Raw genomic sequence first — 23,344 nt, forward strand, 5'->3', positions numbered from 1 at the left:
CCGACTACCGTCGACGGCATGGGTCTGCTCACTCCGCTCGCCGTCCGCATCGGTGCCATCCCCTGGATGCCGAAGGCACTGCCGCTGATCGAGAAGACCGACAGTCGCCTGCAACGTGTCACGAGCGGGCGGGTCAGCCTGCTCGACATCGCGGGACTCCCCAACCTCATGCTGCGGGTCCCGGGCCGCAAGAGCGGCGTCCTGCGATCGACCCCGTTGCTGTGCGCACCGCGCAGCAACGGCGAATGGCTGATCGCCGGCTCGTATTTCGGCAACCCCACGACCCCGACATGGGTGTACAACCTGCGCGCCGCCGACTCCGCCGAGATCGTCGTCGACGGCACCCCGATCGAGGTGTCGTGGCGTGAGGCCGGTGACGACCGACCCGCGCTGTGGGCCGAACTCCTCGACGTATGGCCCAATTTCCGTCTCTACGAACAACGCACCGACCGGACCATCCCGGTCTTCGTCCTCACCCGACGCTGAGCTGCCGGTCGAGCGCTGCTCGGCACCCACCGCCGCGCGTGGGGCATAGTGGAGCCATGCCCGACTCCACCTCAGGGGCCGACACCCCCACGGTCTTCGTCTTGTTCGGTGCCACCGGTGATCTCGCCAAACGGATGGTGCTGCCCGCCTTCTACGAACTCGCCCAACGCGAGCTGCTGCCGACGCGGTGGAAGCTCATCGGCAACGGTCGCGGCGAGCGCACCGACGACGAGTTCCGGCAGCACGTCGCCGACGCGCTGACCGAGTTCGGCGACGGGACCGACGACCACTGGGACGCGTTCGCGAAGAATCTCCGTTTCGCCGGTGGGGGATTCACGGTCGACGATCCCGGACAGCTCCCCGACGTCATCGACGAGATCCGCAACGGCGACGACGACGGGGCGGGCGACTTCAGCGGCGACGACGTCCAACTCGTGCACTACATCGCCCTGCCGCCGGCCACGTTCACCGATTACACGAAGGCGCTCGGCGAGCACGGACTCGACGAGGGCGCACGGGTGGTCTACGAGAAGCCGTTCGGCACCTCGCAGAAGTCGTTCGAGGAACTCGACGTCGCGGTGCACGAGGTGTTCGACGAGAAGCAGGTCTATCGAATCGACCACTTCCTCGGCAAGGAGAGCACCCAGAACCTGCACATCATCCGGTTCGCGAACGGCATGTTCGCCGGCCTGTGGAACCGGGAACACGTGGAGCAGGTGCAGATCGACATCCCCGAGACGCTCGACATCGACGACCGCGCCGAGTTCTACGACGCCACCGGTGCGGTGTTGGACATGCTCGTCACCCACCTGTTCCAGGTGGCGGCCGAGGTGGCCATGGAGCCGCCGTTGAGCCTGCGCGCCGACGACCTGCAGACCGCACGGGAGTCGGTGATCGCGGCGTTCCGCCCCATCGACACCGACGAGGTGGTGCTCGGTCAGTACGACGGCTACCGCGACACCGAGGGCATCGCCGACGACTCCGACACCGACACCTACGTCGCCGCACGGATGTGGGTCGACACCGACCGGTGGCGTGACGTCCCGTTCGTGTTGCGGACCGGGAAGATGCTGGGCGTCTCCGCGCAGCGCGTGACGCTGGTGTTCCGTCGACCCGAGGACGGCCCGGTCACCCACCTGCCCGCCGACGGCGCGGCGCTGACCTTCGATCTGTCCGGTGACGGCGAGATCGACATCACGCTGACGGTGAAGACACCCGGCCCCGGTGAGGAGCTCTCGGTGGCGCACATGGAATTGCCCCTGAGCTCCATCGAGACCAACGGCGGTGGCCTGTCGCCGTATTCACGTCTTCTCTTCGACGTTCTCGACGGCGATCGCTCGCTCTTCACCCGTCCCGATGGACTGGCCCACGTGTGGGAGGTCGCGGCGCCGCTGCTCGACAACCCGCCGGCGATCCAGTCCTACGCGCCCGGTTCGATGGGCCCGCACGCCGCCGACGCCCTGGCCGATCCGGTGGGCTGGTTCGTCAGCGGCCGCTGACCCAGTCGTACGGCAGGAACTTCCCGTCGAAGGTGATCACCACACGGTCGCCGGAATCGTGCGGGACCTTGTCGATGTCGAGGCTGAAGTTGATGGCGCTCATGATGCCGTCGCCGAACTTCTCGTGGATCAGCTCCTTGAGCGCGGGCCCGTAGACGGCCAACGCCTCGTACAGGCGATAGATCGTCGGATCGCTCACCGCGACATCACGATCGGTTCCCCGGACCGGCACCGCCCCCAGCAGCGCGACCACGTCGGTGGGCAGACCCAGCTTCTCGACGAGGACCTCCGCCTCCGGGCGGGGAATGGGGTGTTGGCCCAACAACGCCGCCGTGGTCCACACGACGGGTCGGTCGACGGCGTCGGCCAGGTCCTGCCACGTCACCCCCGCCTCGATGCGGCGCGCGACGATGAGTTCGGTCAGTTCGGTGCGATGCATGCCGACCAGTCTTCTCGCGTTCACCCGCCAGCGCACGACGACCGTTGCCACACCCGGGTCCTACACCCCGTTCGCGGTGAGGCTCAGGCGCCGAGTTCGCGATCGAGGTTGTAGGCGGCGCTGATCAGGGCGAGGTGGGTGAACGCCTGGGGGAAGTTGCCGAGCTGTTCACCGGTGAGACCGACCTGTTCGGCGTAGAGACCGAGATGGTTGGCGTGGGTGAACATCTTCTCCATCGCCAGGCGGGCGTCGGCCCGACGTCCGACCCGCGTCAACGCCTCGACGTACCAGAACGAACACAGCGAGAAGGTGCCCTCGGTCCCGCTGAGACCGTCGTCGTGATCGCTTGCGTCATACCGGAAGACCAGCGAATCGCTCACCAGCTGGCCCTCGATGGCCTCCAGCGTCGCCAGGAACCGCGGATCGGTGGGGGAGAGCAGCTTCACCGCCGGGATGAGCAGCAGCGAGGCGTCGAGCCGGTCGGATTCGAAGGTCTGCGTGAACGATTGGCGGGACTCGTTCCACCCCTTGGTCATGATCTGATCGAAGATCTCGTCGCGGGTCTTCATCCACGTCGCGACGTCACCGGGAAGTCCGCGCTGACGACTCATACGGATCATGCGCTCGAACGCGACCCAGCACATGAGTCGCGAGTAGACGAAGTTCTGGGACTCCGATCGCACCTCCCAGATGCTCTCGTCGGACTGGTCCCAGTTGTCGACGAGCCAGGACATCACCCCGCACAACTGGTTCCACGAGCTCCACGAGATACCGGGCCCGTACTTGTTGAACAGGTAGACCGAGTCGATCAGCTCGCCGTAGATGTCGAGCTGCATCTGGTTGGTGGCACCGTTGCCGACGTTCACCGGGGTCGACCCGCGGTAGCCCTCCCAGTGCTCGAGCGGCTTCTCGTCGGGCGGGGACTCGCCGTCGATGGTGTACATCAGACGCAGGGGCCGGCCGTCGGCGTCGCCTCCGTCGCTGAACCGCCGCGTGAGCCACCCCATGAACGCGGCCGCCTCGTCGTTGAAACCGAGCCGCAGCAGGCCGTACAGCGAGAACGCCGCGTCGCGGATCCAGACGTATCGGTAGTCCCAGTTGCGTTCGCCGCCGATCTCCTCGGGCAGCGCGGTGGTGACCGAGGCGACGATGGCACCCGTCGGCTCATGGGTCATGAGCTTGAGCGCCAGGGCCGAGCGATGCACCATCTCGCGCCAGCGACCGGTGTAGTTCGACTGGGCCAACCACGACTGCCAGAACCGCACCGTCCCGTGGATGATGTGCTCCGAGGCCTCGGAATCGCGTTCTGCGTCCGGGATCTCGTCGGCACCGAGGCTGAAGGTGGCGGCCTCACCGACACCGAGCTGCATGCGCGAGGTCACCACGCCGCCGTCGACCTCGAGCGGCACGTCGGCCGCGAGGTACAACGTCAGGTCGCCACCGGAGAGCGTGACGTGGTTGTCGTCGACAGCCGACGCCGTGTGCTCGGCGCGGCCGTAGTCGAAGGCGGGATCGAGGCGCATCGACATGGTGACGCGCCCGCGGACGCATTCGATGCGACGCACGATCCGGGTCCGGTGATCGGGGTCCCGTGGCTTGGCCAGCGGCATCAGATCCTGCACCTCGGCGACGCCGTCCTCGCTCATGAACCGGGTCACGAGGACGTTGGAGTCGGGGAGGTAGAACTGCTTCGTCGACACCAACCCGTCGACCATCGACATTTCCCACGATCCGCCCTTCGACGAGTCGAGGAGCGAGCCGAACACACTCGGCGAGTCGAAGCGCGGGCAGCAGAACCAGTCGATACGACCGTCGATGCCGACCAGTGCGGCGGTGCGCAGATCACCGATGACACCGTGGTCGGCGATGGGGAGGTAGCCGTCGACCGAATCGTCGGTCGTGGGCCTGGTGGCGTCGTTGCGGGTCACACTCCCCATACTGGCAGTTCGACGGAGATCACCCGGTCACAGACCCGACCGACGACGCGAGTCGATCACGCCGGTGTCGAAACCTGCGAGGTGCAGACCGCCGTGGAACCGCGCGTGCTCGATCTTGATGCAGCGGTCCATCACCACGCGCAGCCCCGCGTCCTCCGCCCGGCGCGCGACCTCCTCGTGCCAGAGGCCGAGCTGCAACCACAGGGTCCGCGCTCCGACGGCGATGGCCTCCTCGGCCACCTGGGGCAGGTCGTCGTGTCTGCGGAACACGTCGACGAGGTCGGGGGTGCCGGGCAGATCGGCGAGCGTCGGGTACACGGTGGCGCCCTCGATCTCGTCGATCGTGGGGTTGACGAGCCAGATGGTGTAGTCCGAGGTCGACGACAGGTACTTGTTCACGAAGTAGCTCGCGCGCGCGGGGTTCTTCGAGGCACCGACGATGGCGATCGTCCGCGTCTCGGTGAGGATGGTCCGGCGTTGTGCGGCCGTGGGGCCCACCCAGGTCCTGGTGTCAGACATCGGAGTTCGCCTCCTCCGCGGTGGCCGTCGCCGCGGCCAACGCCTGATCGAGATCCCAGAGGATGTCCTCGATGTCCTCGATGCCGACGCTGATGCGGATGAGGTCGTCGGGAACACCCGCGGCCTCGAGCTGCTCGGCGGTAAGTTGCCGGTGCGTGGTGCTGCCGGGGTGGATCACGAGGGTCCGCACGTCGCCGATGTTCGCGACGTGACTGGCCAGACGCACGTTCTCGACGAAGGCATGACCGGCGTCGCGTCCGCCGGCGATACCGAAGGCGAACACCGCGCCCGGCCCGGCCGGCAGGTACTTCGCCGCGCGCTCGGCGTGGGGGTGGTCGGGCAGGCCGGCCCACCGGACGTAGGTGACGCGGGGGTCGGCGTCAAGCCACTGTGCGACCGCCCGCGCGTTGGACATGTGCGCGTCCATCCGCTGCGGCAGGGTCTCGATGCCCTGGATCAGTTGGAACGCCGACGTCGGGGCAAGGCTGGCGCCGAGGTCACGGACCTGCTCGCTGCGGACCTTGGTGAGGAACCCGTACTCGCCGAAGTTGCCCCACCAGGTGAGGCCACCGTAGGAGGCGACCGGCTCGGTCATGGCGGGGAACCGACCCGAGCCCCAGTCGAATCGGCCCGACTCGACGATCACCCCACCGAGGGTGGTGCCGTGCCCGCCGAGGAACTTCGTGGCCGAGTGGACCACCACGTCGGCACCGTGTTCGATCGGTCGGCACAGCCACGGGGTCGCCATGGTGGAGTCGACGACGAGGGGGAGTCCGTGGTCGTGGGCCACGGCTGCCAGCCCCTCGAGGTCGGCGATCTCGCCCGACGGGTTGCCGATCACCTCGGCGTAGACGAGTTTGGTGCGATCGGTGATCGCCGCGGCGTAATCGGCCGGATCGGTGCCGCCGACGAAGGTCGTCTCGATCCCGAAGCGGCGCAAGGTCACATCGAGCTGGGTGACCGTTCCGCCGTAGAGTCCGGCCGCGGCGACGATGTGGTCCCCGGCGCCGGCCAGGGTGGCGAAGACCGCGAACTCCGCTGACAGGCCGCTGGCGGTCGCGACCGCCCCGATCCCACCCTCGAGGCTGGCCATCCGCTCCTCGAACGCGGCGACCGTGGGGTTGCCGATACGGCTGTAGATGTTCCCGTACTTCTGCAGGGCGAAGAGGTCGCCGGCGTCGTCGGCGTCGGCGAAGACATAGCTGGCGGTCTGGTAGATCGGGATGGCTCGGGCACCGGTGTGCGGGTCGACGCGGGCTCCCGCGTGAATCGCCCGGGTACGCAAGCCGAATTCGTGGTCGCTCACCCTGCGAGTTCTACCATCGCGGCGTCGAGCCGGCTGCGGCGACTCGACCGACGCGCAGGGTCGTGAGGTTCCCGACCGGGTGCGGCGCGGAGTTCTCGCCGCCGATATGGGTGGTGGACGTGGCGATGACCGGTCCTCTCGCGCGGTGGACGGTCTCGTCACGGCCAGGCGCAGGACCGGTCGCCGAACCGGCCGAGGGCATCTGTCGACGCCTGTGAACTGCACCGATGGGTTCCGATCGAGGTGGTCCGATCCGGATGTCCCACGCTCACCCGATCGGGCGGGGCGCGGTGAGGAGATCGTCACCTCCGACACACAGCGAGGTAATCGCCGCGAGAGCCCGCACCGCCACCATGGGGCCATGGTCAGATCCCTGTGCGCGTACTGCGGCGTGGGGTGCGGCATGGTCCTGCAGATCGGCCGTGGTCCCGACGGCGGCGACATCGTCACCAAGACCTCGGGGGACACCGCACACCCCAGCAACGCCGGACGTCTGTGCACCAAAGGCGCCACCACGGCCGACATGCTCGCCGCTCCCGGTCGCCTGCAGACCGCACTCGTCCGCGCCGAACGCGGCGGCGCCGCGGTCCCGACCGCGACGTCCGACGCCATCGGTCTCGCCGCGGGTCGACTGCGCGCCATCGTCGACGAACACGGCCCGGACGCGGTCGCGATCTACGTGTCCGGACAGATGTCGTTGGAGGCGCAGTACCTCGCGACGAAGCTCGCGAAGGGCTATCTCCGGACGTCGCACATCGAGTCGAACTCCCGACTGTGCATGGCCAGCGCCGGCACCGGGTACAAGCAGTCGCTCGGTGCCGACGGGCCGCCCGGCTCCTACGACGACTTCGACCACGCCGATCTGTTCTTCGTCACCGGCGCCAACATGGCCGACTGCCATCCGATCCTGCATCTGCGGATGCTCGACCGCATCAAGTCCGGTGCGCGCCTGATCGTGGTGGATCCTCGCCGGACCGCCACCGCCGACAAGGCCGATCTGTTCCTGCAGATCGCCCCCGGCACCGATCTGTGGCTGATGAACGGTCTGCTCCACCTGCTCGTCGAGGCCGATGCGGTCGATCACGACTTCATCGCCGAGTTCACCGACGGCTGGGATGTGATCGTCGAGTTCCTGGCCGAGTACACCCCGGCCGTGGTGAGCGAGCGATGCGGCGTGGACGAGTCCGACCTGCGGACCGCCGCACGGTGGATCGCCGAGGCCGACGACTGGATGAGCTGCTGGACCATGGGCCTCAACCAGTCGACACACGGGACATGGAACACCAACGCGTTGTGCAATCTGCACCTGGCGACCGGGGCGATCTGCCGCACCGGCAGCGGCCCGTTCTCGCTCACCGGTCAGCCGAACGCGATGGGTGGCCGCGAGATGGGCTACATGGGGCCGGGGCTGCCCGGCCAGCGCAGTGTCCTCGTCGACGCCGACCGCTCGTTCGTCGAGGACGCGTGGCGTCTGCCGGCCGGGTCGCTGCGCACCGAGGCGGGCGCGGGCACCATCGACATGTTCTCCCGCATGGCGCAGGGCGAGATCAAGGCCTGCTGGATCATCTGCACCAATCCCGTTGCCAGCGTGGCGAACCGATCGACGGTCATCGCGGCGCTCGAACGCGCCGAGCTGGTGATCACCCAGGACACGTTCGTCGACACCGAGACCAACACCTACGCCGACGTCGTGCTGCCGGCGACGTCGTGGACCGAATCCGAGGGGGTGATGGTCAACTCCGAACGCACTCTCACGCTGTTCCGACCCGGTGTGCCGGCACCCGACGACTGTCTACCCGACTGGCAGCTCATCGCGCTCATGGCGCGCGAGCTCGGGTTCGGTGAGGCCTTCGACTTCGCGACCGCCGAGGAGGTCTTCGAGGAGATCGTCGGTTTCGCGAACCCGAGCACCGGATACGACCTGCGGGGCGTGACCTACGACCGCCTGCGCGAGTCACCGGTCCAATGGCCCTGCCCGCCGACGTCGACGCGGTCACGCCATCCCATCCGTTACCTCAACGACGGTGTCAGCCAGAAGCTGCTGACCCGACCCGACGGCACGGCGCCCCGATTGGCCTTCGCGACCCCGAACGGTCGCGCGCAGTTCCTTGCCCGCCCGGCCATCGATCCCGCCGAGATGCCCGACGACGACCACCCGTTCGTCCTCAACACCGGCCGGCTACCGCACCAGTGGCACACCATGACCAAGACCGGCCGGGTCGCCAAGCTGAACAAACTGAACCCGGGGCCGTTCGTCGAGATGCACCCCGATGACGCTGCGTCTCTGGGCATCTCGAGCGGCGACCGGGTCGAGATCGCCTCACGCCGCGGCACGGCCGTCCTCCCCGCGACGATCAGCGACCGGATCCGGCCCGGTGGCTGCTTCGCACCGTTTCACTGGAGCGACGTGTTCGGCGAGAACCTGGCCGTCAATGCCGTCACCAACGACGCCATCGACCCGGCGTCGCAGCAACCCGAGTTCAAGTTCTGCGCGGTGCGGCTCGTACGGGTGGGACCCGCCGTGGAATCGTCGGTCGTGCCCGCTCCCGGCGAGGCCCCGTCTTCGGCGAGCACCGACGAGATGGGGTCGCTCGGCCGGGCCCTGGGTGTCTCGGCGTCCGACGTCGTCGAACTGACCGCCTCCGAACGGACATGGGTCGCGGGCCTTGTCGCGGGTCTGCAGGCTGCGCCGATGGATGACGCACCGGTCGGCTCGGTGCCGACCGTTCCCGCCCACGCGCCGTTGTCGCCGGCCGCCCGCGCCTACGTCGACGGCGTGCTCGCCGGCATCTGGTCGCGCACCGTCCCGTCGGGGAGCATCGCTGCCGACACCGAATCGACGCCGACGACCACGGCGGTGGTGCTGTGCGCATCGCAGACGGGGACCGCGGAGGAGTTCGCGGCCACCGCCGCGGCCCACCTGGCCGACACCGGTGTCGGGGTCACCCTGCGCTCCATGGACGACTTCTCGGTGGCCGATCTCGCGCATCACGACGCGGCCCTGATGATCACCAGCACCACCGGCGACGGCGACGCCCCTGACAACGGCGTCGCGTTCTGGGACCAGGTGACCGCTCCGGACGCGCCCGATCTGCGCGGCGTGCGGTACTCGGTGCTCGCCTTCGGCGACTCCAACTACGACGACTTCTGCGGCCACGGCCGCAAACTCGATTCACGGCTGGCCGAGCTGGGCGCCGACCGCATCGCCGAGCGTGCCGATTGCGAGCCCGAGTTCGCCGACACCGCAGCCGGATGGCTACAGAGGGTCACAGAACGACTGGCCCCAGCCGCACCGACCGGCGCCCCGTTGGTGCCGACCACCGCACCGACCGCGCCCGCGGGATACAGCAGGAAGTCGCCGCTGCGCACACGTCTGATCCGCAACACACCGCTGTCCGGTGCCGGATCGGCGAAAGACGTCCGCCACTTCGGTTTTCACCTACCCGCGGACACACTGAGCTACGAGACCGGCGACGCACTCGGGGTGTGGCCCCGCAACAGCACGCACCTGGTCGACGAGTGGCTGACACTCACGGGCCTCGACGGCGACGCCACGGTCGACCTCGACGGCCGTCCACCACGGCCTCTGCGCGACGCCCTACGCGACGATCTCGAGATAGCGCGCATCACCCCCGATCTGCTGCGCTTCGTGGTGCGCCGCACCAACGACGTGGATCTCGAGGCGATGATGCTGCCCGAGAACCGTGACCGACTGAACGACTGGACGTGGGGGAGACAGTCACTCGACCTTCTCGCCGCCCACCCTGTTCGCGCCGGCATCCGTGACTGGCTGGCCGTCCTCAAACCGATGCAGCCCCGGCTCTACTCGATCTCGTCGAGCCCACTCGACCATCCCGACGAGGTGCAGCTGACGGTGTCGGCCGTGCGACACAATCTCCACGGGACACCCCGACGAGGCGTGTGCTCGACCTATCTCGCCGATCACGCCGACGACGACGAGATCGGCATCTTCGTCCAGAAGTCGACGCATTTCCGTCCACCGGCCGATCCCGACACCCCGATGATCATGATCGGGCCGGGCACCGGCGTGGCACCCTTCCGCGCGTTCCTGCAGGAGCGGCGCGCGTTGGGTCACACCGGACCCAACTGGCTCTTCTTCGGTGAGCAACACGAGGCCACCGACTTCTACTACCGCGACGAACTGACGACGATGCTCGACGAGGGCGTGCTCACCCGACTCGACGTCGCGTTCTCGCGTGATCAGGCCGACAAGGTCTACGTACAGGACAGGATGCGCGAGCACGGCTCCGAGATCTGGGACTGGCTGCATCGGGGCGCGTCGATCTACGTGTGCGGTGACGCGACGCGCATGGCCCGCGACGTCGACGCGGCGCTCAAGGGCGTGGTTGCCCAGTACGGGCGTCTCGCCCCGCACAGCGCCGAGGCCCACGTGAAAGCGCTCGCCGCCGACAAGCGATACGTACGCGACGTCTACTGACCTACCATCGGCGGTGTGACGAACATCAGCACGGTGGCCTTCGCCATCTGCGATGTCGTGATCGTCCTCGGCTGGATCTGGTCGCTGACCCGCGCCTGGAACGCCCCGCACGACCCGGATCTCGAACTCGCGATCGAAGCGGCGCGACGGGAGTCACGCGGTGCGACCCCCTCGGAGCGCTCGATCGCCGACCTCCGGCGCGATGCCGTGGACTGGAAGATCAAGTTGGAGACGAAGGCGTCGTATCCGGCCTTCGGTTCCGCGGTCCTCAGCGGGGTCACGTTGGGCTTCAGCGGCAATGCCGTGGGCCGCAGTACCTCGTTCGCCGATGCGTGGATCATCAGTTCCGGGATGCTCCTGGCCTCACTCGCAGTGGCGTTCACGAGTCGACTCGTGACGGCCAAGCGCATCCAGCACCGGCTCCCGCGCCTGCTCGGGCGCTGACGAGCGTTGGGACATCATCACAAAGGCATCGCCGACGCGACCCGGCGCGACCGTAACGATATTGTGACATCGAACGATGACAGGTCGTTGACATCGAGTTCTCCATGGGGGAGGGCTCATCGGACTGAGGAGCGCGCGGATGCACCCGGCACCCCCGCTACACCGGTCGCGACCGCGCTTCGACGAGGCATCGCAGGATGTCCTCGTCCATCTGCGTCGGGTGTTCCCGATCGGCACCTGGACGGTCACCCGTTTCGACGGTGAGCGCCAGATCTATCTGACCGTCGACGACACCGATCTCGGCGTGAGTGCGGGTTCGGCGGTGGCCTGGTCGAGTGCGATGTGCCAGAACCTGACCCCCGACGGCGGCCCGTTGATCGCCCACGACATGCGCGCGGTGCCCGAGTACGCCGCGGTGATCGACCGCACCGGGTCGCCGGCGACGAGCTATGTCGGTTTCCCGCTCGCGAAATCCGATGGCACGCTGTTCGGTTCGGTCTGCGGATTCGGGCGAGACAGTCTGCCGCTCGACACCGACACCCACACCGAACTCATCACCCTGCTCGCGTCGCTGCTGTCCCGGATCCTCGAGGCCGACCTGCAGGCGACTGCGGCCGAGCGCGCGCTCGAGGCCGCCCACCGTCACGCCGACACCGACGCCCTGACCGGACTGCTCAACCGACGTGGGTGGGAGAACATGCTGGCGGTCGAGGAAGCGCGATTCCGTCGCTTCGGCGATCCCGGAGCGGTCGTGGTGATCGACCTCGACGACCTCAAACGCACCAACGACACCCACGGTCATCACGCCGGTGACGACCACCTGCGGCGGGTCGCGGCGTTGCTGACATCCGCGGTGGACGTTCCCGCGGTCTTCGCGCGGACCGGCGGCGACGAATACGGCATCCTCATCGGTGGATCACCGCAGCGCGTCGTCGGCCAGGTGGTGGCGGCGATCCGGGAGACGTTGTCCACCAACGCGATACCGGCGTCGGTCGGTGTCGGGCGTTATGAACCCGCCGACGGCCTCGATGGTGCGTGGAGGCGGGCCGACTCCGCCATGTACCTCGAGAAGTCGCGTCGTCGCGGCGACATCGCCTCGGCGTCCTGATCCATCTGCGGCCCGCGCGGCGGGGCGCGGTGTCGTCCACCGCAGGAGGAGAGGGACAATGACAGGCGTGTCGCTCCTCATCGTCGTCGTCGCCATCGTGTTCGCGGTGGCCGTGCTCGCCGGTGTCACCTGGTTCGTGATCGACTCCATGGTGCGCGTGCGCCGCTTCGCCCGCTCCACCGACGTTCTCCCCGGCCGTCCGGGCACCGCGCCACGCGAATGGGCCGCATCCGACGATCCCGCCCCGCTGCTGCATCGCCGCCTCCGGTACGCCATCGCGCTGGTCCACGAGAACCACACCCTGCGCGCCGATCCCGTCTCGCGAGCCGCGCTCGAGCGCCTCGACGACGCAGTCCTCGTGCTCGACGGACGACTCGTCTCCGTCGTGACCGACTCGGCACCCGGGGACGACGACGCCCTGACGCCGTTCGACGACGCCATCTCGGCGCTGGAACGACTGCCCGGACGGCTCGTGTACCAACCCCCAGGGGTCATCGCCGGCCGTGTCGACGAGACGATCGCGTACCTCGGCGACCCGTCATTGCCGCTGGATACGGGCGAATCGCCCTATCCCGACGACGAATCCGCCTGAGAGACATTCGCCACATCCCCGTGGGAAATATCGGCACCTCCGCCCTTCGTTAGCGGTACTAAGGCTCGACGTACGGCCGAGCCACCCGCTGATGCGGGAGTGCGACAGGAGGGCACGAGATGAGCACACCCACCCAGGACGACACCGCCGACACCCCGAGCCGCGACGAACTCGACGCCCACGTCGCCGAGCGACTCCGGCGACTGACCGAGAACGACCCCCAGGTCGCCGCGGCCCTCCCGAACCCTGACCTCTCCGGCTCCCATGACACCGACACGCCGCTCGCCGTCGTCATCTCCACGGTCCTGCAGGCGTACGCCGACCGACCGGCGCTGGGCACGCGCGCCACCGAGACCACCACCGACGCGTCGACCGGCCGCACCACCCGCACGCTCGTACCGCGCTTCGACACCGTCACCTACGGCGAGCTGGGCGACCGCATCGCGGCCGTCGCCGCCGGATGGGCGGAATTCGTCCGGCCCGGGCAGTTCGTCGCGACCCTGGGCTTCACCAGTGTCGACTACGCCGTGATCGACCTCGCCTGCGCGCACCTCGGCGCGGTGAGCGTCCCGCTGCAGACCAGCGCCACCCCCGCGGCCCTCGCCCCGATCATCGCCGAGACCGAGCCCACCGTGTTCGCGGTGTCGATCGATCACCTTGCCGACGCCGTCGAGCTCATCACCACCGGTTTCGCACCCTCACGGCTGGTCGTGTTCGACAACTTCACCGACGACGACGACCACCGCGACCTGATCGCGCAGGCCCGAGAGCGCCTGTCCGGCACGGACACCGCGTTCGAGACCCTGGCCGACATCGTCGACCGTGGTCGCACCGCTCCCGCCGTCCCCGCCTTCGGAACGCCCGAATCCGGCGCACAGGACACCTGGGCCGACGCGCTCGCGACCCTCATCTACACCTCGGGCAGCACGGGGACGCCCAAAGGCGCCATGTACCCGACACGCAACGTCGCCCGACTGTGGACCACGTTCTGGTTCGACACCGGCGAGATCCCGGAGATCTCGGTCAACTACATGCCGATGAGCCACGTCGCCGGCCGAGCCGTCCTCGCCAAGACCCTCGGCAGCGGCGGTACCGCGTACTTCGTCGCGGCCAGCGATCTGTCGACCCTGCTCGAGGATCTCGCGCTGGTCCGCCCGACCGCGCTGATGCTCGTCCCGCGCGTGTGCGACATGATCTTCCAGCGCTTCCGCAGCGAGGTCGACCATCGACTCGACGCCGACGCCACCGATGTCGGTGCCGTCGAGGACACGGTGAAGGTCGAGTTGCGGGAGGAACTGCTCGGCGGACGCGTCCTGTCGGCGATGTGCGGCACCGCGCCACTCGCGCCGGAGATGGCCGAGTTCATCACCACCTGCGCCGACGTACCCCTGGTCGACGGTTACGGCTCCACCGAGGCCGGTCCGGTGCTCATCAACGGCGTCGTCAACCAACCTCCGGTGACCGAGTACAAGCTGATCGACGTCCCCGAGCTGGGGTATCACACCAGCGACACCCCGTATCCGCGCGGCGAACTGGTCTTGAAATCGGACTCGATGTTCCCCGGCTACTACAAGCGTGACGCGGTCACCGCCGAGGTCTTCGACGACGACGGCTTCTATCTGACCGGCGACATCATGGCCGAGACCGAGCCGGGTCACCTCGTCTACCTCGATCGCCGCAAGAACGTCCTCAAACTCTCCCAGGGCGAGTTCGTCGCGGTGTCGCGACTGGAGTCCATCTTCGTCACCGCTGACGGCGTCGCTCAGATCTTCGTCTACGGCAACAGCTCTCGCGCGTTCCTACTCGCCGTCGTGGTGCCCACCGACGAGGTGTCGGCCGAGATCGACTCCGACGCGGCGTTGCGTACCCGACTGCTCGACGCCATCGGCGAGAGCGCGCGCGGCGCCGGACTGAACTCGTACGAGATCCCGCGCGACATCATCGTCGAGCGTTCGCCGTTCACCCGCGAGGCCGGGCTGCTCTCCGGTGTCGGAAAGCTGCTGCGACCGGCGCTGACGGAGCACTACCGCGACCGCCTCGAGGCGCTGTACACCCAGCTCGCCGACGGGCAGAACGACGAGCTGCGTGACCTGCGCCGCCACGGTGGTGACCGCCCGGTGCTCGAGACGGTCACCCGTGCGGCGATGGCCACGGTGGGAGGCTCGGGTCAGGTCGAGGGGAGCGTCCGGTTCTCCGACCTCGGTGGCGACTCGCTGTCGGCGCTGACGTTCTCGAACCTGTTGACCGACATCTTCGATGTCGAGATCCCGGTCGGTGTGCTGATGAGCGCGGCCACCGATCTGAGCGCCATCGCCGAGCACATCGAGCGCGCTCGCGCGGGCGCTGTGCGGCCCACCTTCACCTCGGTACACGGCAAGGGTGCCACCGAGGTGTTCGCCGAACAGCTGACACTCGACAAGTTCATCGACGCCGAGACCCTCTCGGCTGCACCGTCGCTGCCCCGGGCACCGGAGAAGCCGGGCACCGTGCTGCTGACCGGGGCGAACGGCTACCTCGGCCGCTTCCTCTGCCTGGAATGGCTGGAACGTCTGGACGCCTCCGACGGCCGGTTGGTGTGCATCATTCGCGGGCGTGACGCCGAGGACGCCCGCGCCCGCCTCGAATCCGCTTTCGACAGCGGCGATCCCGAACTGCTCGCACGTTTCCGGGAACTGGCGGGTCGCCGACTGGAGGTGCTCGCCGGCGACATCGCCGACACCGACCTCGGTCTCGACGCCTCGACGTGGCAGCGTCTGGCCGACGAGGTCGATCTCATCGTCCACCCGGCCGCTCTGGTCAACCACGTTCTGCCGTACGACCAGTTGTTCGGACCGAACGTGGTGGGGACCGCCGAGCTGATCGCGCTGGCACTGACGAGCCGCGTGAAGCCGATCACGTACCTGTCGACCGTCGGTGTCGCCGCCGACGGCGGACCGTCGATCCTCGACGAGGACCTCGACATCCGTTCGGCCAGTGCGCGGCGTGCGGTGGACGAGACCTACGCGAACGGATACGGCAACAGCAAGTGGGCCGGCGAGGTCCTGCTCCGCGAGGCGCACGACCTCTGCGAGCTGCCGGTGGCGGTGTTCCGCTCGGACATGATCCTGGCCCACAGCACATTCGGTGGCCAGCTCAACGTCCCGGACATGTTCACACGGCTGGTGCTGAGCGTGATGGCGAGCGGCGTGGCGCCCGGTTCGTTCTATCGGTCCGATGACGGTTCGACCGATCGACCGCGGGCGCACTACGACGGCCTGCCCGCGGACTTCACCGCGACCGCCATCACCGACCTCGGTTCCTCGGTGCACAAGGGGTACGAGACCTACAACGTCGTGAACCCGCACGACGACGGCATCTCACTCGACACCGTCGTCGACTGGCTGATCGACAGCGGTGTCGCGGTGACCCGCATCGACGACTACACCTCGTGGATCGCACGGTTCGAGACCTCGATCCGTGCGTTGCCCGAGGCGCAGCGGCGGGCGTCCCTGCTGCCGCTGCTGCACGCGTTCGCCGAACCCGACGTGGCGATCGCCGGGTCGGCCATCCCGTCGCGGCGCTTCGCCGCGGCGGTGGCCGAGGCGCGTATCGGTGACAACGGCGAGATCCCGCACCTCAGTGCCGAGCTCATCGCCAAGTACGTCGCCGATCTGCGGTCGCTGGGGCTGGTCGACGCCGCCCGCTGACCTCGTCCGCGAGGGCGCCTGCAGCTAACGGCTGTGGGCGCTCTCGCGGCTGGGCTGTGCCAGGAGCACCGGAAGGCGCGCGAACCCGTTGAGCACGCGGGTGTCGCGTTTGGTGCCCTGACCGGCCGAGGTGATCTGCGGGAACCGGTCGAACAAGGACTTCAGTCCGACCTCGGTCTCCGCCCTGGCCAATGCCGAGCCCAGGCAGAAGTGTCGTCCGCCGGAGAACGACAGGTGCTTGTTGGCGTTCTCCCGCGTCACGTCGAAACGTTCGGGATCGGTGAAGACCTTCGGGTCACGGTTGGCGCCGGCGAGGACCAGCACCACCAGGTCACCCTTCGACAGCGCCTCGCCGCCGACCTCGACGTCACGGCGCGCGACGCGCGCGGTGATCTGGACCGGGGCCTGCAGTCGCAGCATCTCGTCGGCGGCATTGGCCCACAGTGAGGGATCCTCCTGCAGGAGCGCCAGCTGCTCGGGGTGCTTGATGAGCAGGTCGATCCCGCTGCCCAGGATGTTGACGGTGGTCTCGAATCCCGCGGCCAGCACCAGTCCGGCCGTGGCCCGCAACTCGTCGTCGGTCAGTGACACCCCGTCCTCGGTCGCCCGGATCAGCTGGCTCATGAGGTCGTCGCCGGGGTTGCGGCGCAGTGTCGCGAGGTGGTCCGAGAGCCACTGGTCGAAGCCGAGGAGTCCGGTCTCGACCCGGGTGAACTGCGCCCAGGTGAGGCCCATGTCGAGGCTCGGCGCGGCGAGCTCACCGAATTCCAACACGCGACCGCGTTCGGACTCGGGGACACCGAGGATGTCGCTGATGACCGCGACCGGCAGTTCCGCGCAGTAACGCTCCACGATGTCGATCGGACCGCTCTGGTCCGTCAGCCCGTCGAGCAGACGGTCGGCCGTCTCCTGCACGTTGTCGCGCAACGCCGCGACCGCACGCGCCGTGAACACCGATGACACCAGCTTGCGATAGGTGGTGTGCTCGGGCGGCTCGGTGGCCAGCAACGACGGCGGACGGAGGGGGTGCAGCGCCCCCGACCGCGTCCGCTCCTCGATCCATTTCAGCGGACCGGGGAGCCGGGACCCGAGAACGATGGTGCGGAAGTCGTCGGACCGCAGCGTGTCGTGGACGATCCCGTGGTCGACGGTCACGCTGGCCAATCGGGAACGCACCACGGGAGCGGCCTCACGGATCTCGCCGTACAGACCCGTCGGATCCTTGCGCGCCGAAGGATCGGCGATCAGCCTCGCCTGCAGATCACCTGCGGCAGCGGCACGACCGGCGACGAAGCGCAGGAATCCGTGCATCGCAAACCATCTCAACCTCATCCGCACTGCGTTGCCCCGACTCATCCTCATCCCACCTTCTACGCACGTGACGCGACTCACTGCCATGATGCTCTTTGTGCACAAGTGTGCACAAGCGCGCGGGCATGACGGCCCGCCGTCGAGAAACCCCCACCTGCACAGACAGGAGACCACCGATGAACCGACTGGCCCAGGACTACCGGGGATGGAAGGCCTTGGGGCCCGGCGGTCTGCCCGCGAACCAGATCGGCTGGGTCATCACCAGCGCGCTGCGCCCGTGGGGCCGCGATCCACTCGACGTCAGCGGCGACGACCCGGCCGGCGATGACGTCCACCGTCTGCACCTGCCGGATCGCGACGGGCCGCGGCCCTCCATCGCGCCGTACCCCATCCCTCACCGGGAGACCGGCGCCGACGCGGATGCGACGCGTGTGGCCGATCTGGGGTCGCGGCTGCGAGACGCCGCCGAGGGCAACGGCTTCCACCTCGATCGCAGCCGGTTCGAGAAGCGCGGAGACGCCCTGTTCTGTACCGAGCCCGGCACCGCGTGGGCCCGACACGCCCACGGCGAGATCGCCCATGTACACGGGCAGGGATCGATGCACGTGGTCGCGGCACCCGCCGATGTACACGAGATCATCGACCGCGGCTGGGGCGAACGACACCCACTCGCGGGCAGGATCGGTCTGCCCGACAGCTATCTGTTCCTCTACGCCCCGCGCACCGATGACGAACAGGCAGTCGTGGAGCAGATCATCGATCGGGTGATGCACACCGCCCGATGATCGCGGCGGCGCCTGGCTGGCGGATCAGGCCTTCGCGCCGATGGTGTTGGTGACCGAGCCGATGACGTCGATGGAGAGGGTGACGGTGTTGCCCGGCGCGATCCACCGATCGAGTTCCAACCCGCAGCCCGACGGCAGTGTGCCCGAGGTCATCATCTCGCCGGGGAACACGTCTTCGCCGCGACTCGCGTAGGCGACGGTGTCACCCGGTCCCCACCGCAGTCCCGCGGTGCCGGTGGACGACCACGTCTCGCCGTCGACCACCACCGACGCCGACAGATCGTCGAGTCGATCCAGCACCTCGTCGGCGGTCACGACGACCGACCCCATCGAACTGGCGAACGTCTTCGTCTTCACGACCGGCCCGAACGAGCCGTTGCGTTGTTCGTCCCACTGGGTGTCACGTGCACTGAGATCGTTGAACACGACGAAGCCACCGATCGCGTCGGCACCCTGGGCGGGGGTCGCATCGCGCAGGGGCCGGTCCACGATCATCCCGAACTCGAGCTCGAAATCGAGCAGATCGGAGTACGACGGCCACGGGACCACATCGCCGTCGCCGAGGATCGTCAGGTGGTTGCCGGTGTAGTACATCGGGTGATCGGCGAACGACGCCCCGGGGCGCAGGGCGGGGAAGTCCTTGCGCGTCACCATCTCGACACCGCGGATGAACGGCATCGCGGCGGGGATGTTGCGGCGCACGAGTTGGTGGGCGGCCTGGCTCCAGTGCTGTTCCCATCCCATGAAGCAGCGCAGCGACGCCGGCTGCAGCGGTCGGGTGGGCGTCGGCGTCACCACGGCGACGTTCTCGGCGACCGCACGGTCCATCAGGGATGCCGCGGTGTCGCGACCGCGTTCGCGGGCGGCGAGGAACGCGAGCACGCCGCGTGTCGCTTCGCCCCGCGCGCCGGGGTCGAGCGCCTGCGCCGCGGCGTCGAGGTCGATCCACTGCTGCGACGTCTCGTGCCACGCGGCGACCGCCGACGTCTCGCCCGATCCGACCGTACGAACCCGCATCGTCCACCCTCCGACTGTGGTCCCGTCGTCGGGACCGGTTGGGCTCAGACCCTACGTCAACAGCTGTTGCGGACCCGTCCTTCTGCATGGCGACAGGAGATCTCCACAGAGGACGGGGCGCTCGGTCGGATGGACGACGGGTGTCTCAGCCGATGGCGTCGAGTTCGGCCATCGCGTCGGCGGGGAGTTCGAGGGCCGCGGCGGCGATGTTCTCCCGCAGGTGGTCACGCGAGGAGGTGCCGGGGATCAGAAGGATGTTGGGGGAGCGCGCGAGCAGCCACGCAAGGGCCACGCTCATCGCGGACGCCTGCAGGCGCGCGGCGACGGCGTCGAGTCGGTCGGACTGCAACGGCGAGAACCCGCCGAGCGGGAAGTACGGCACGAAACCGATCCCGTCCGCGGCCAGCTCGTCGACGAGCGCGTCGTCGACGCGGTGAGCCACGTTGTAGTTGTTCTGCACGCAGACGATCGGGGCGATCGATCGCGCCTCGGCCACCTGCTCGGCGTTCACGTTGCTGACGCCCAGGTGTCTGATCAGCCCCTCCCGCTGCATCTCGACGAGGTGCGTGAACGGCTCGGCCAGCGAACCCGGAGTGGCCTCACCGAACCCACCGACCCGCAGGTTGACCACGTCGAGGGCGTCGAGGCCCAGGTTCGTCAGGTTGTCGTGCACGGCGGATCGCAGCTCGTCGCGCGACAACGCCGACGGCCAGTTGCCCTCCGCGTCGCGACGAGCACCCACCTTCGTGACGATGTGCAGATCATCCGGGTAGGGGTGCAGGGCCTCGCGGATGATCTGGTTCGTGACGTGCGGTCCGTAGAAGTCGCTGGTGTCGACGTGGGTGATCCCGGCGTCGACCACTGCACGCAGCACGGCCACCGCGGCATCGCGGTCGGCCGGCGGGCCGAACACGTGCGGGCCGGCCAATTGCATGGCGCCGTAACCCATCCGGGTCACGGTGATGTCGTCGGAGAGGGCGAAGACCCCCGCGGTCGCGATCGCGTCGTTCATCCCTCGATGCTACGGACGATGGCGACCGCGGGATCCGCACCCCGGCAGAGTGCGGGCTCGGGTCAGGTGCGGTCGGTCGCGGCTCGGAGCCGCTCGATCTCCTCGGAGGCCTGCGCCTTCGTGAGATCTGCCGAGAGGGTCTCCCCGGCGTCGCGCGCGAGGGTGTCGAGGTAGCTCCGCTGGGCTCCGGTCATCGGCTCGTCGCCGGTCACCCAGTCCTCGGGATCCTTCTCGGTGGTGTTGCCGGCGTCGGCTCCGATGACATCGGAACCGGTGGTGGACGCAGTATCAGGTGTCGAACCTGTGTTCGAATCAGTCATGACTCGACAGTACGCGTCCGCGGCCATCGGTGCCCACCATCTCGCGTCACAGCATGTGGTTGCGCGCGTAGATCCTCGCCGCGCGCGGCGTCAGCAGACCGACCTCGTCGAGGAACTGCATGAGATGCACCGAACCGCTGCGCACCATCCGGTGATGGTGGTCGTTGCCGAGCATCGCCGCCACCGCACGGCGACGGTCGAGACCCGCGTCGCTGAACGCCTGCGGGCGCACGAGACTGCAGATGATGAGCTCGGCGCCCAACGCGATCAGGACCGCGCTCGTCTCACGGCGTAGTCGTCCGGCGCCGGCCATCGCCTCTCGGACCTGTTCGCGCGCGAAACGCATGTGCCGCGACTCCTCGAGCACGTGGATCTCGTTGATCGTCTGGATCATGGGCAGCACCCGCGGGTCACCCAGCGAACCCCGCTGCATGACGTCGAGGACCTCCTCGGCGACCAGGATCCCGCCGTAGGCGAGCTCGCCGCCGGCCGTGTTCATGAAGAACCGTCCGAGCGTGGCCACCCGCGGGCCGGGGCGGTAGGACGTGCCGACCATCTTCTGCGCCGCGAGGGCGAACATGAGCGAGTGCCGGCACTCGTCGGCGACCTCGGTCATCGCGAACCGGAACTCCTCGGACTGCACGGGCGAGGAACGCTGGTCGCGGATCACCATCTTCTGCAGGGCCATCTCGAACCAGATGCCGATCGTCATGGTCGAGGCGAACTCGTGGCGGGTGAGCGTGACCCGCTGCTCCTCGGTCAATTCATCCCAGTAGTCGGTGCCGTAGAGCGTCGACCACTCGGGCGAACATCCGTGTTTGGTCGGGTCGAGGGGGGCTTTCCAGTCGATCTCGGTCATCGCGTTCCGCGACGCCAGCACCGACGAGTCGGCGAGGCGCCGCGTGATCGCCTCCATGCCCACGTCGAGAGTGCTCGTCGCCGGTGCGACCGGTCGATCGTCCATCGTCGTCATCGCGTTCCCATCACACACAGTGCCATTGTCTGATGTCAGAGTAGCGCTATGTGTGACGCGGGGGAACACCTACCGCATCACCCCAGCGTGTCGGCGTAGAGGGCACGGAGCTCCGTGAAGCTGCGTTCGGCCCCTGCCTCCTGATACATCGAGGTGTCGGCCATCGAGTACCCGTGCGGGGCGTCGGGGTAGATCTCGTTGGTGGCCGTCAATCCCGCGTCGTCGAGCGCCGACCCGAGCGCCGCCACGGCGTCGGGGCCCATCGACCGGTCGTTGTCCGCGTGCCCGTAGACGAACCGCGCGCGAGCCGTGGCCAGTGACAGATGCGGACTGTCGTCGTCGTCGGTCACGAGCCCACCTCCGTGGAACCCGGCCGCGGCCACGACGTTGTCCGGGAACTGTCCGGCGTAACGCGTCACGAGACGAGCACCCATGCAGTACCCCACCGTCCCGACGCGGTCACCGACGACGGCGTCGAGACCGAGGAGCGCGGAGTGGTAGGCCGCGATGTCGCCGACGGCCCGCTCGGTGGTGAGAGCAGCCATCCGCGGACCGACACCGGCGAAGAACTCCTCACGGGCACCGGGCTCGCGGAGGTCCACGGTCGGCATCAGCGTCGCGACATCGCCGTCGCGGTAGAAGACGTTGGGCGACAACACGACATATCCCCAGGATGCGATTCGCTCGGCCATGGTGACGATCTGCGGTCGGAGTCCGATGGCGTCCATGAAGAGCAGGACCCCCGGGCCGTTTCCTGCCGGGGGAGTGGCGACATGGGCTTGGGCGGTTCCGTCAGGCGTGTCGACGGTGATGAGATCCATGACCTCCACCGTACGTGCGGAGCCGCCGTCTGCACCGACGGCGGGACGACCCGAATCAGCCGGCGAGCGGTGCCGGCGCGTCGGGCGCCTGCGGCACAACGGCCGCACCGGTGAACATGTCCCGGCGCCACGGGCTCACGGTCGGTTTCCCATACTCCATGTCGCGCAGGCGTTTTGCCAGTGCCGGCAGCTCCCGTACGTGGAGCACGGCCGCCATCTCGGAGTACCAGCGCAGGACATCGATGACCGACATGTCCAGTATGGCAGCGACTTCGGCCAGGGAACGACCCTCGGCGACGAGGTCGGCGATCGACTTGTGGGTGCCGATCGGAAGGGCGTGATTCACAACGTTTTCGCTCACGTCCTCGACGGTAGGTCGAGGTGCCCGACGGCGAAAGCAGCACACGGACTTCGGTGCGCGAACGATGCCCCGGTCACGAAAAGGTCACGACACTTCGTCGGGCACGTGCGGCGTGTCGTGGTCGATGTGGGGGTAGTCCTCCAGCCCTGCGGGATCTGCACCGAGTTCGGTGGACTGTTCGATCAGATCGGCGTCGTCGGCGCTGTGCAGCGGATTGCTCAGGGGATCCATGACAAACCTCCTCGGAGACGATCGGGTGCTGTCGCACA

20 protein-coding genes are annotated in these 23,344 nt (G+C 68.3%); 8 read left to right on the forward strand and 12 right to left on the reverse strand.

What is annotated here, in order from left to right; translation table 11 throughout:
• The first annotated feature begins 18 nt into the window (after positions 1-18).
• Together OG579_RS02625 and OG579_RS02630 are read left to right on the forward strand one after the other, a co-directional pair.
• On the forward strand, positions 19-486 hold the full coding sequence (locus OG579_RS02625; RefSeq protein ID WP_328857968.1) for a nitroreductase/quinone reductase family protein: 468 nt from the start codon (positions 19-21) through the stop codon (positions 484-486).
• A gap of 56 nt (positions 487-542) precedes the next feature.
• Complete coding sequence (locus OG579_RS02630) at positions 543-1,985, forward strand: glucose-6-phosphate dehydrogenase (protein WP_328857969.1); 1,443 nt, start codon at positions 543-545, stop codon at positions 1,983-1,985.
• On the opposite strand, the gene cynS is transcribed toward OG579_RS02630, so the two are convergent.
• The 4 genes from cynS to OG579_RS02650 all read right to left on the reverse strand — a co-directional run bounded on the left by cynS (position 1,972) and on the right by OG579_RS02650 (position 6,186).
• The gene (cynS, locus tag OG579_RS02635) at positions 1,972-2,424 is read right to left on the reverse strand and encodes a cyanase (RefSeq protein ID WP_045822819.1); all 453 of its coding nucleotides are present in this window, start codon (positions 2,422-2,424) and stop codon (positions 1,972-1,974) included. The genes OG579_RS02630 and cynS overlap by 14 nt on opposite strands.
• Before the next feature lie 83 nt (positions 2,425-2,507).
• Positions 2,508-4,361, reverse strand: coding sequence for a glycoside hydrolase family 15 protein (locus tag OG579_RS02640; protein ID WP_328857970.1), 1,854 nt, complete (start codon positions 4,359-4,361; stop codon positions 2,508-2,510).
• A gap of 27 nt (positions 4,362-4,388) precedes the next feature.
• Positions 4,389-4,880: a CoA-binding protein gene (locus OG579_RS02645; protein WP_328857971.1), complete on the reverse strand. Its 492-nt coding sequence runs from the start codon at positions 4,878-4,880 to the stop codon at positions 4,389-4,391.
• Entirely contained in the window at positions 4,873-6,186 is a 1,314-nt protein-coding gene (locus OG579_RS02650; RefSeq protein ID WP_328857972.1) for an O-acetylhomoserine aminocarboxypropyltransferase/cysteine synthase family protein, read from the reverse strand. Before OG579_RS02650 ends, OG579_RS02645 begins: the two co-directional genes overlap by 8 nt.
• A 361-nt stretch (positions 6,187-6,547) precedes the next feature.
• Between OG579_RS02650 and OG579_RS02655 the strand changes: the two genes are divergently transcribed.
• From OG579_RS02655 to car, 5 genes are all read left to right on the forward strand, one after another.
• Positions 6,548-10,645: a bifunctional nitrate reductase/sulfite reductase flavoprotein subunit alpha gene (locus OG579_RS02655; protein ID WP_328857973.1), complete on the forward strand. Its 4,098-nt coding sequence runs from the start codon at positions 6,548-6,550 to the stop codon at positions 10,643-10,645.
• Positions 10,646-10,660: 15 nt separating this feature from the next.
• Positions 10,661-11,089 carry a hypothetical protein gene (locus tag OG579_RS02660; protein ID WP_045822825.1) on the forward strand — a complete coding sequence of 143 codons (429 nt, stop codon included), beginning with the start codon at positions 10,661-10,663 and terminating at the stop codon, positions 11,087-11,089.
• 139 nt (positions 11,090-11,228) lie between these two features.
• Positions 11,229-12,197 (forward strand): GGDEF domain-containing protein, encoded by a 969-nt coding sequence (locus tag OG579_RS02665; protein ID WP_045822826.1) that lies wholly within the window; start codon positions 11,229-11,231, stop codon positions 12,195-12,197.
• A 58-nt stretch (positions 12,198-12,255) separates the two neighbouring features.
• A complete protein-coding gene (locus OG579_RS02670) occupies positions 12,256-12,789 on the forward strand; it encodes a hypothetical protein (protein ID WP_328857974.1) in 534 nt (177 codons plus the stop codon).
• A 119-nt stretch (positions 12,790-12,908) separates the two neighbouring features.
• Positions 12,909-16,475 carry a carboxylic acid reductase gene (gene car / locus OG579_RS02675; RefSeq protein WP_328857975.1) on the forward strand — a complete coding sequence of 1,189 codons (3,567 nt, stop codon included), beginning with the start codon at positions 12,909-12,911 and terminating at the stop codon, positions 16,473-16,475.
• A gap of 24 nt (positions 16,476-16,499) precedes the next feature.
• Here car and OG579_RS02680 read toward each other — a convergent pair whose 3' ends face one another.
• Positions 16,500-17,813, reverse strand: coding sequence for a cytochrome P450 (locus OG579_RS02680; RefSeq protein WP_328859136.1), 1,314 nt, complete (start codon positions 17,811-17,813; stop codon positions 16,500-16,502).
• A gap of 149 nt (positions 17,814-17,962) precedes the next feature.
• On the opposite strand from OG579_RS02680, the gene OG579_RS02685 reads away from it, so the two are divergent.
• Positions 17,963-18,571, forward strand: a complete 609-nt coding sequence (locus OG579_RS02685; protein ID WP_052688856.1) for a luciferase domain-containing protein — start codon at positions 17,963-17,965, stop codon at positions 18,569-18,571.
• Between the two features lie 24 nt (positions 18,572-18,595).
• Here the strand turns inward: OG579_RS02685 and OG579_RS02690 are convergent, their stop codons facing one another.
• The 7 genes from OG579_RS02690 to OG579_RS02720 form a co-directional block, all read right to left on the reverse strand.
• A complete protein-coding gene (locus tag OG579_RS02690) occupies positions 18,596-19,588 on the reverse strand; it encodes a fumarylacetoacetate hydrolase family protein (RefSeq protein ID WP_328857976.1) in 993 nt (330 codons plus the stop codon).
• Positions 19,589-19,733: 145 nt separating this feature from the next.
• On the reverse strand, positions 19,734-20,600 hold the full coding sequence (locus tag OG579_RS02695; RefSeq protein ID WP_328857977.1) for an oxidoreductase: 867 nt from the start codon (positions 20,598-20,600) through the stop codon (positions 19,734-19,736).
• A gap of 62 nt (positions 20,601-20,662) precedes the next feature.
• Positions 20,663-20,920 carry a DUF3072 domain-containing protein gene (locus OG579_RS02700; protein ID WP_045822830.1) on the reverse strand — a complete coding sequence of 86 codons (258 nt, stop codon included), beginning with the start codon at positions 20,918-20,920 and terminating at the stop codon, positions 20,663-20,665.
• Positions 20,921-20,966: 46 nt separating this feature from the next.
• On the reverse strand, positions 20,967-21,893 hold the full coding sequence (locus OG579_RS02705; RefSeq protein ID WP_408068732.1) for an AurF N-oxygenase family protein: 927 nt from the start codon (positions 21,891-21,893) through the stop codon (positions 20,967-20,969).
• Between the two features lie 77 nt (positions 21,894-21,970).
• Entirely contained in the window at positions 21,971-22,714 is a 744-nt protein-coding gene (locus OG579_RS02710; RefSeq protein ID WP_328857979.1) for a dienelactone hydrolase family protein, read from the reverse strand.
• A 55-nt stretch (positions 22,715-22,769) separates the two neighbouring features.
• Positions 22,770-23,075, reverse strand: a complete 306-nt coding sequence (locus OG579_RS02715) for a hypothetical protein (RefSeq protein WP_328857980.1) — start codon at positions 23,073-23,075, stop codon at positions 22,770-22,772.
• Positions 23,076-23,159: 84 nt separating this feature from the next.
• Positions 23,160-23,306, reverse strand: a complete 147-nt coding sequence (locus tag OG579_RS02720) for a hypothetical protein (RefSeq protein ID WP_328857981.1) — start codon at positions 23,304-23,306, stop codon at positions 23,160-23,162.
• Positions 23,307-23,344 lie beyond the last annotated feature (38 nt).

The sequence above is a fragment of the Williamsia herbipolensis genome, assembly GCF_036153515.1.
GTDB lineage: Bacteria > Actinomycetota > Actinomycetes > Mycobacteriales > Mycobacteriaceae > Williamsia_A > Williamsia_A herbipolensis.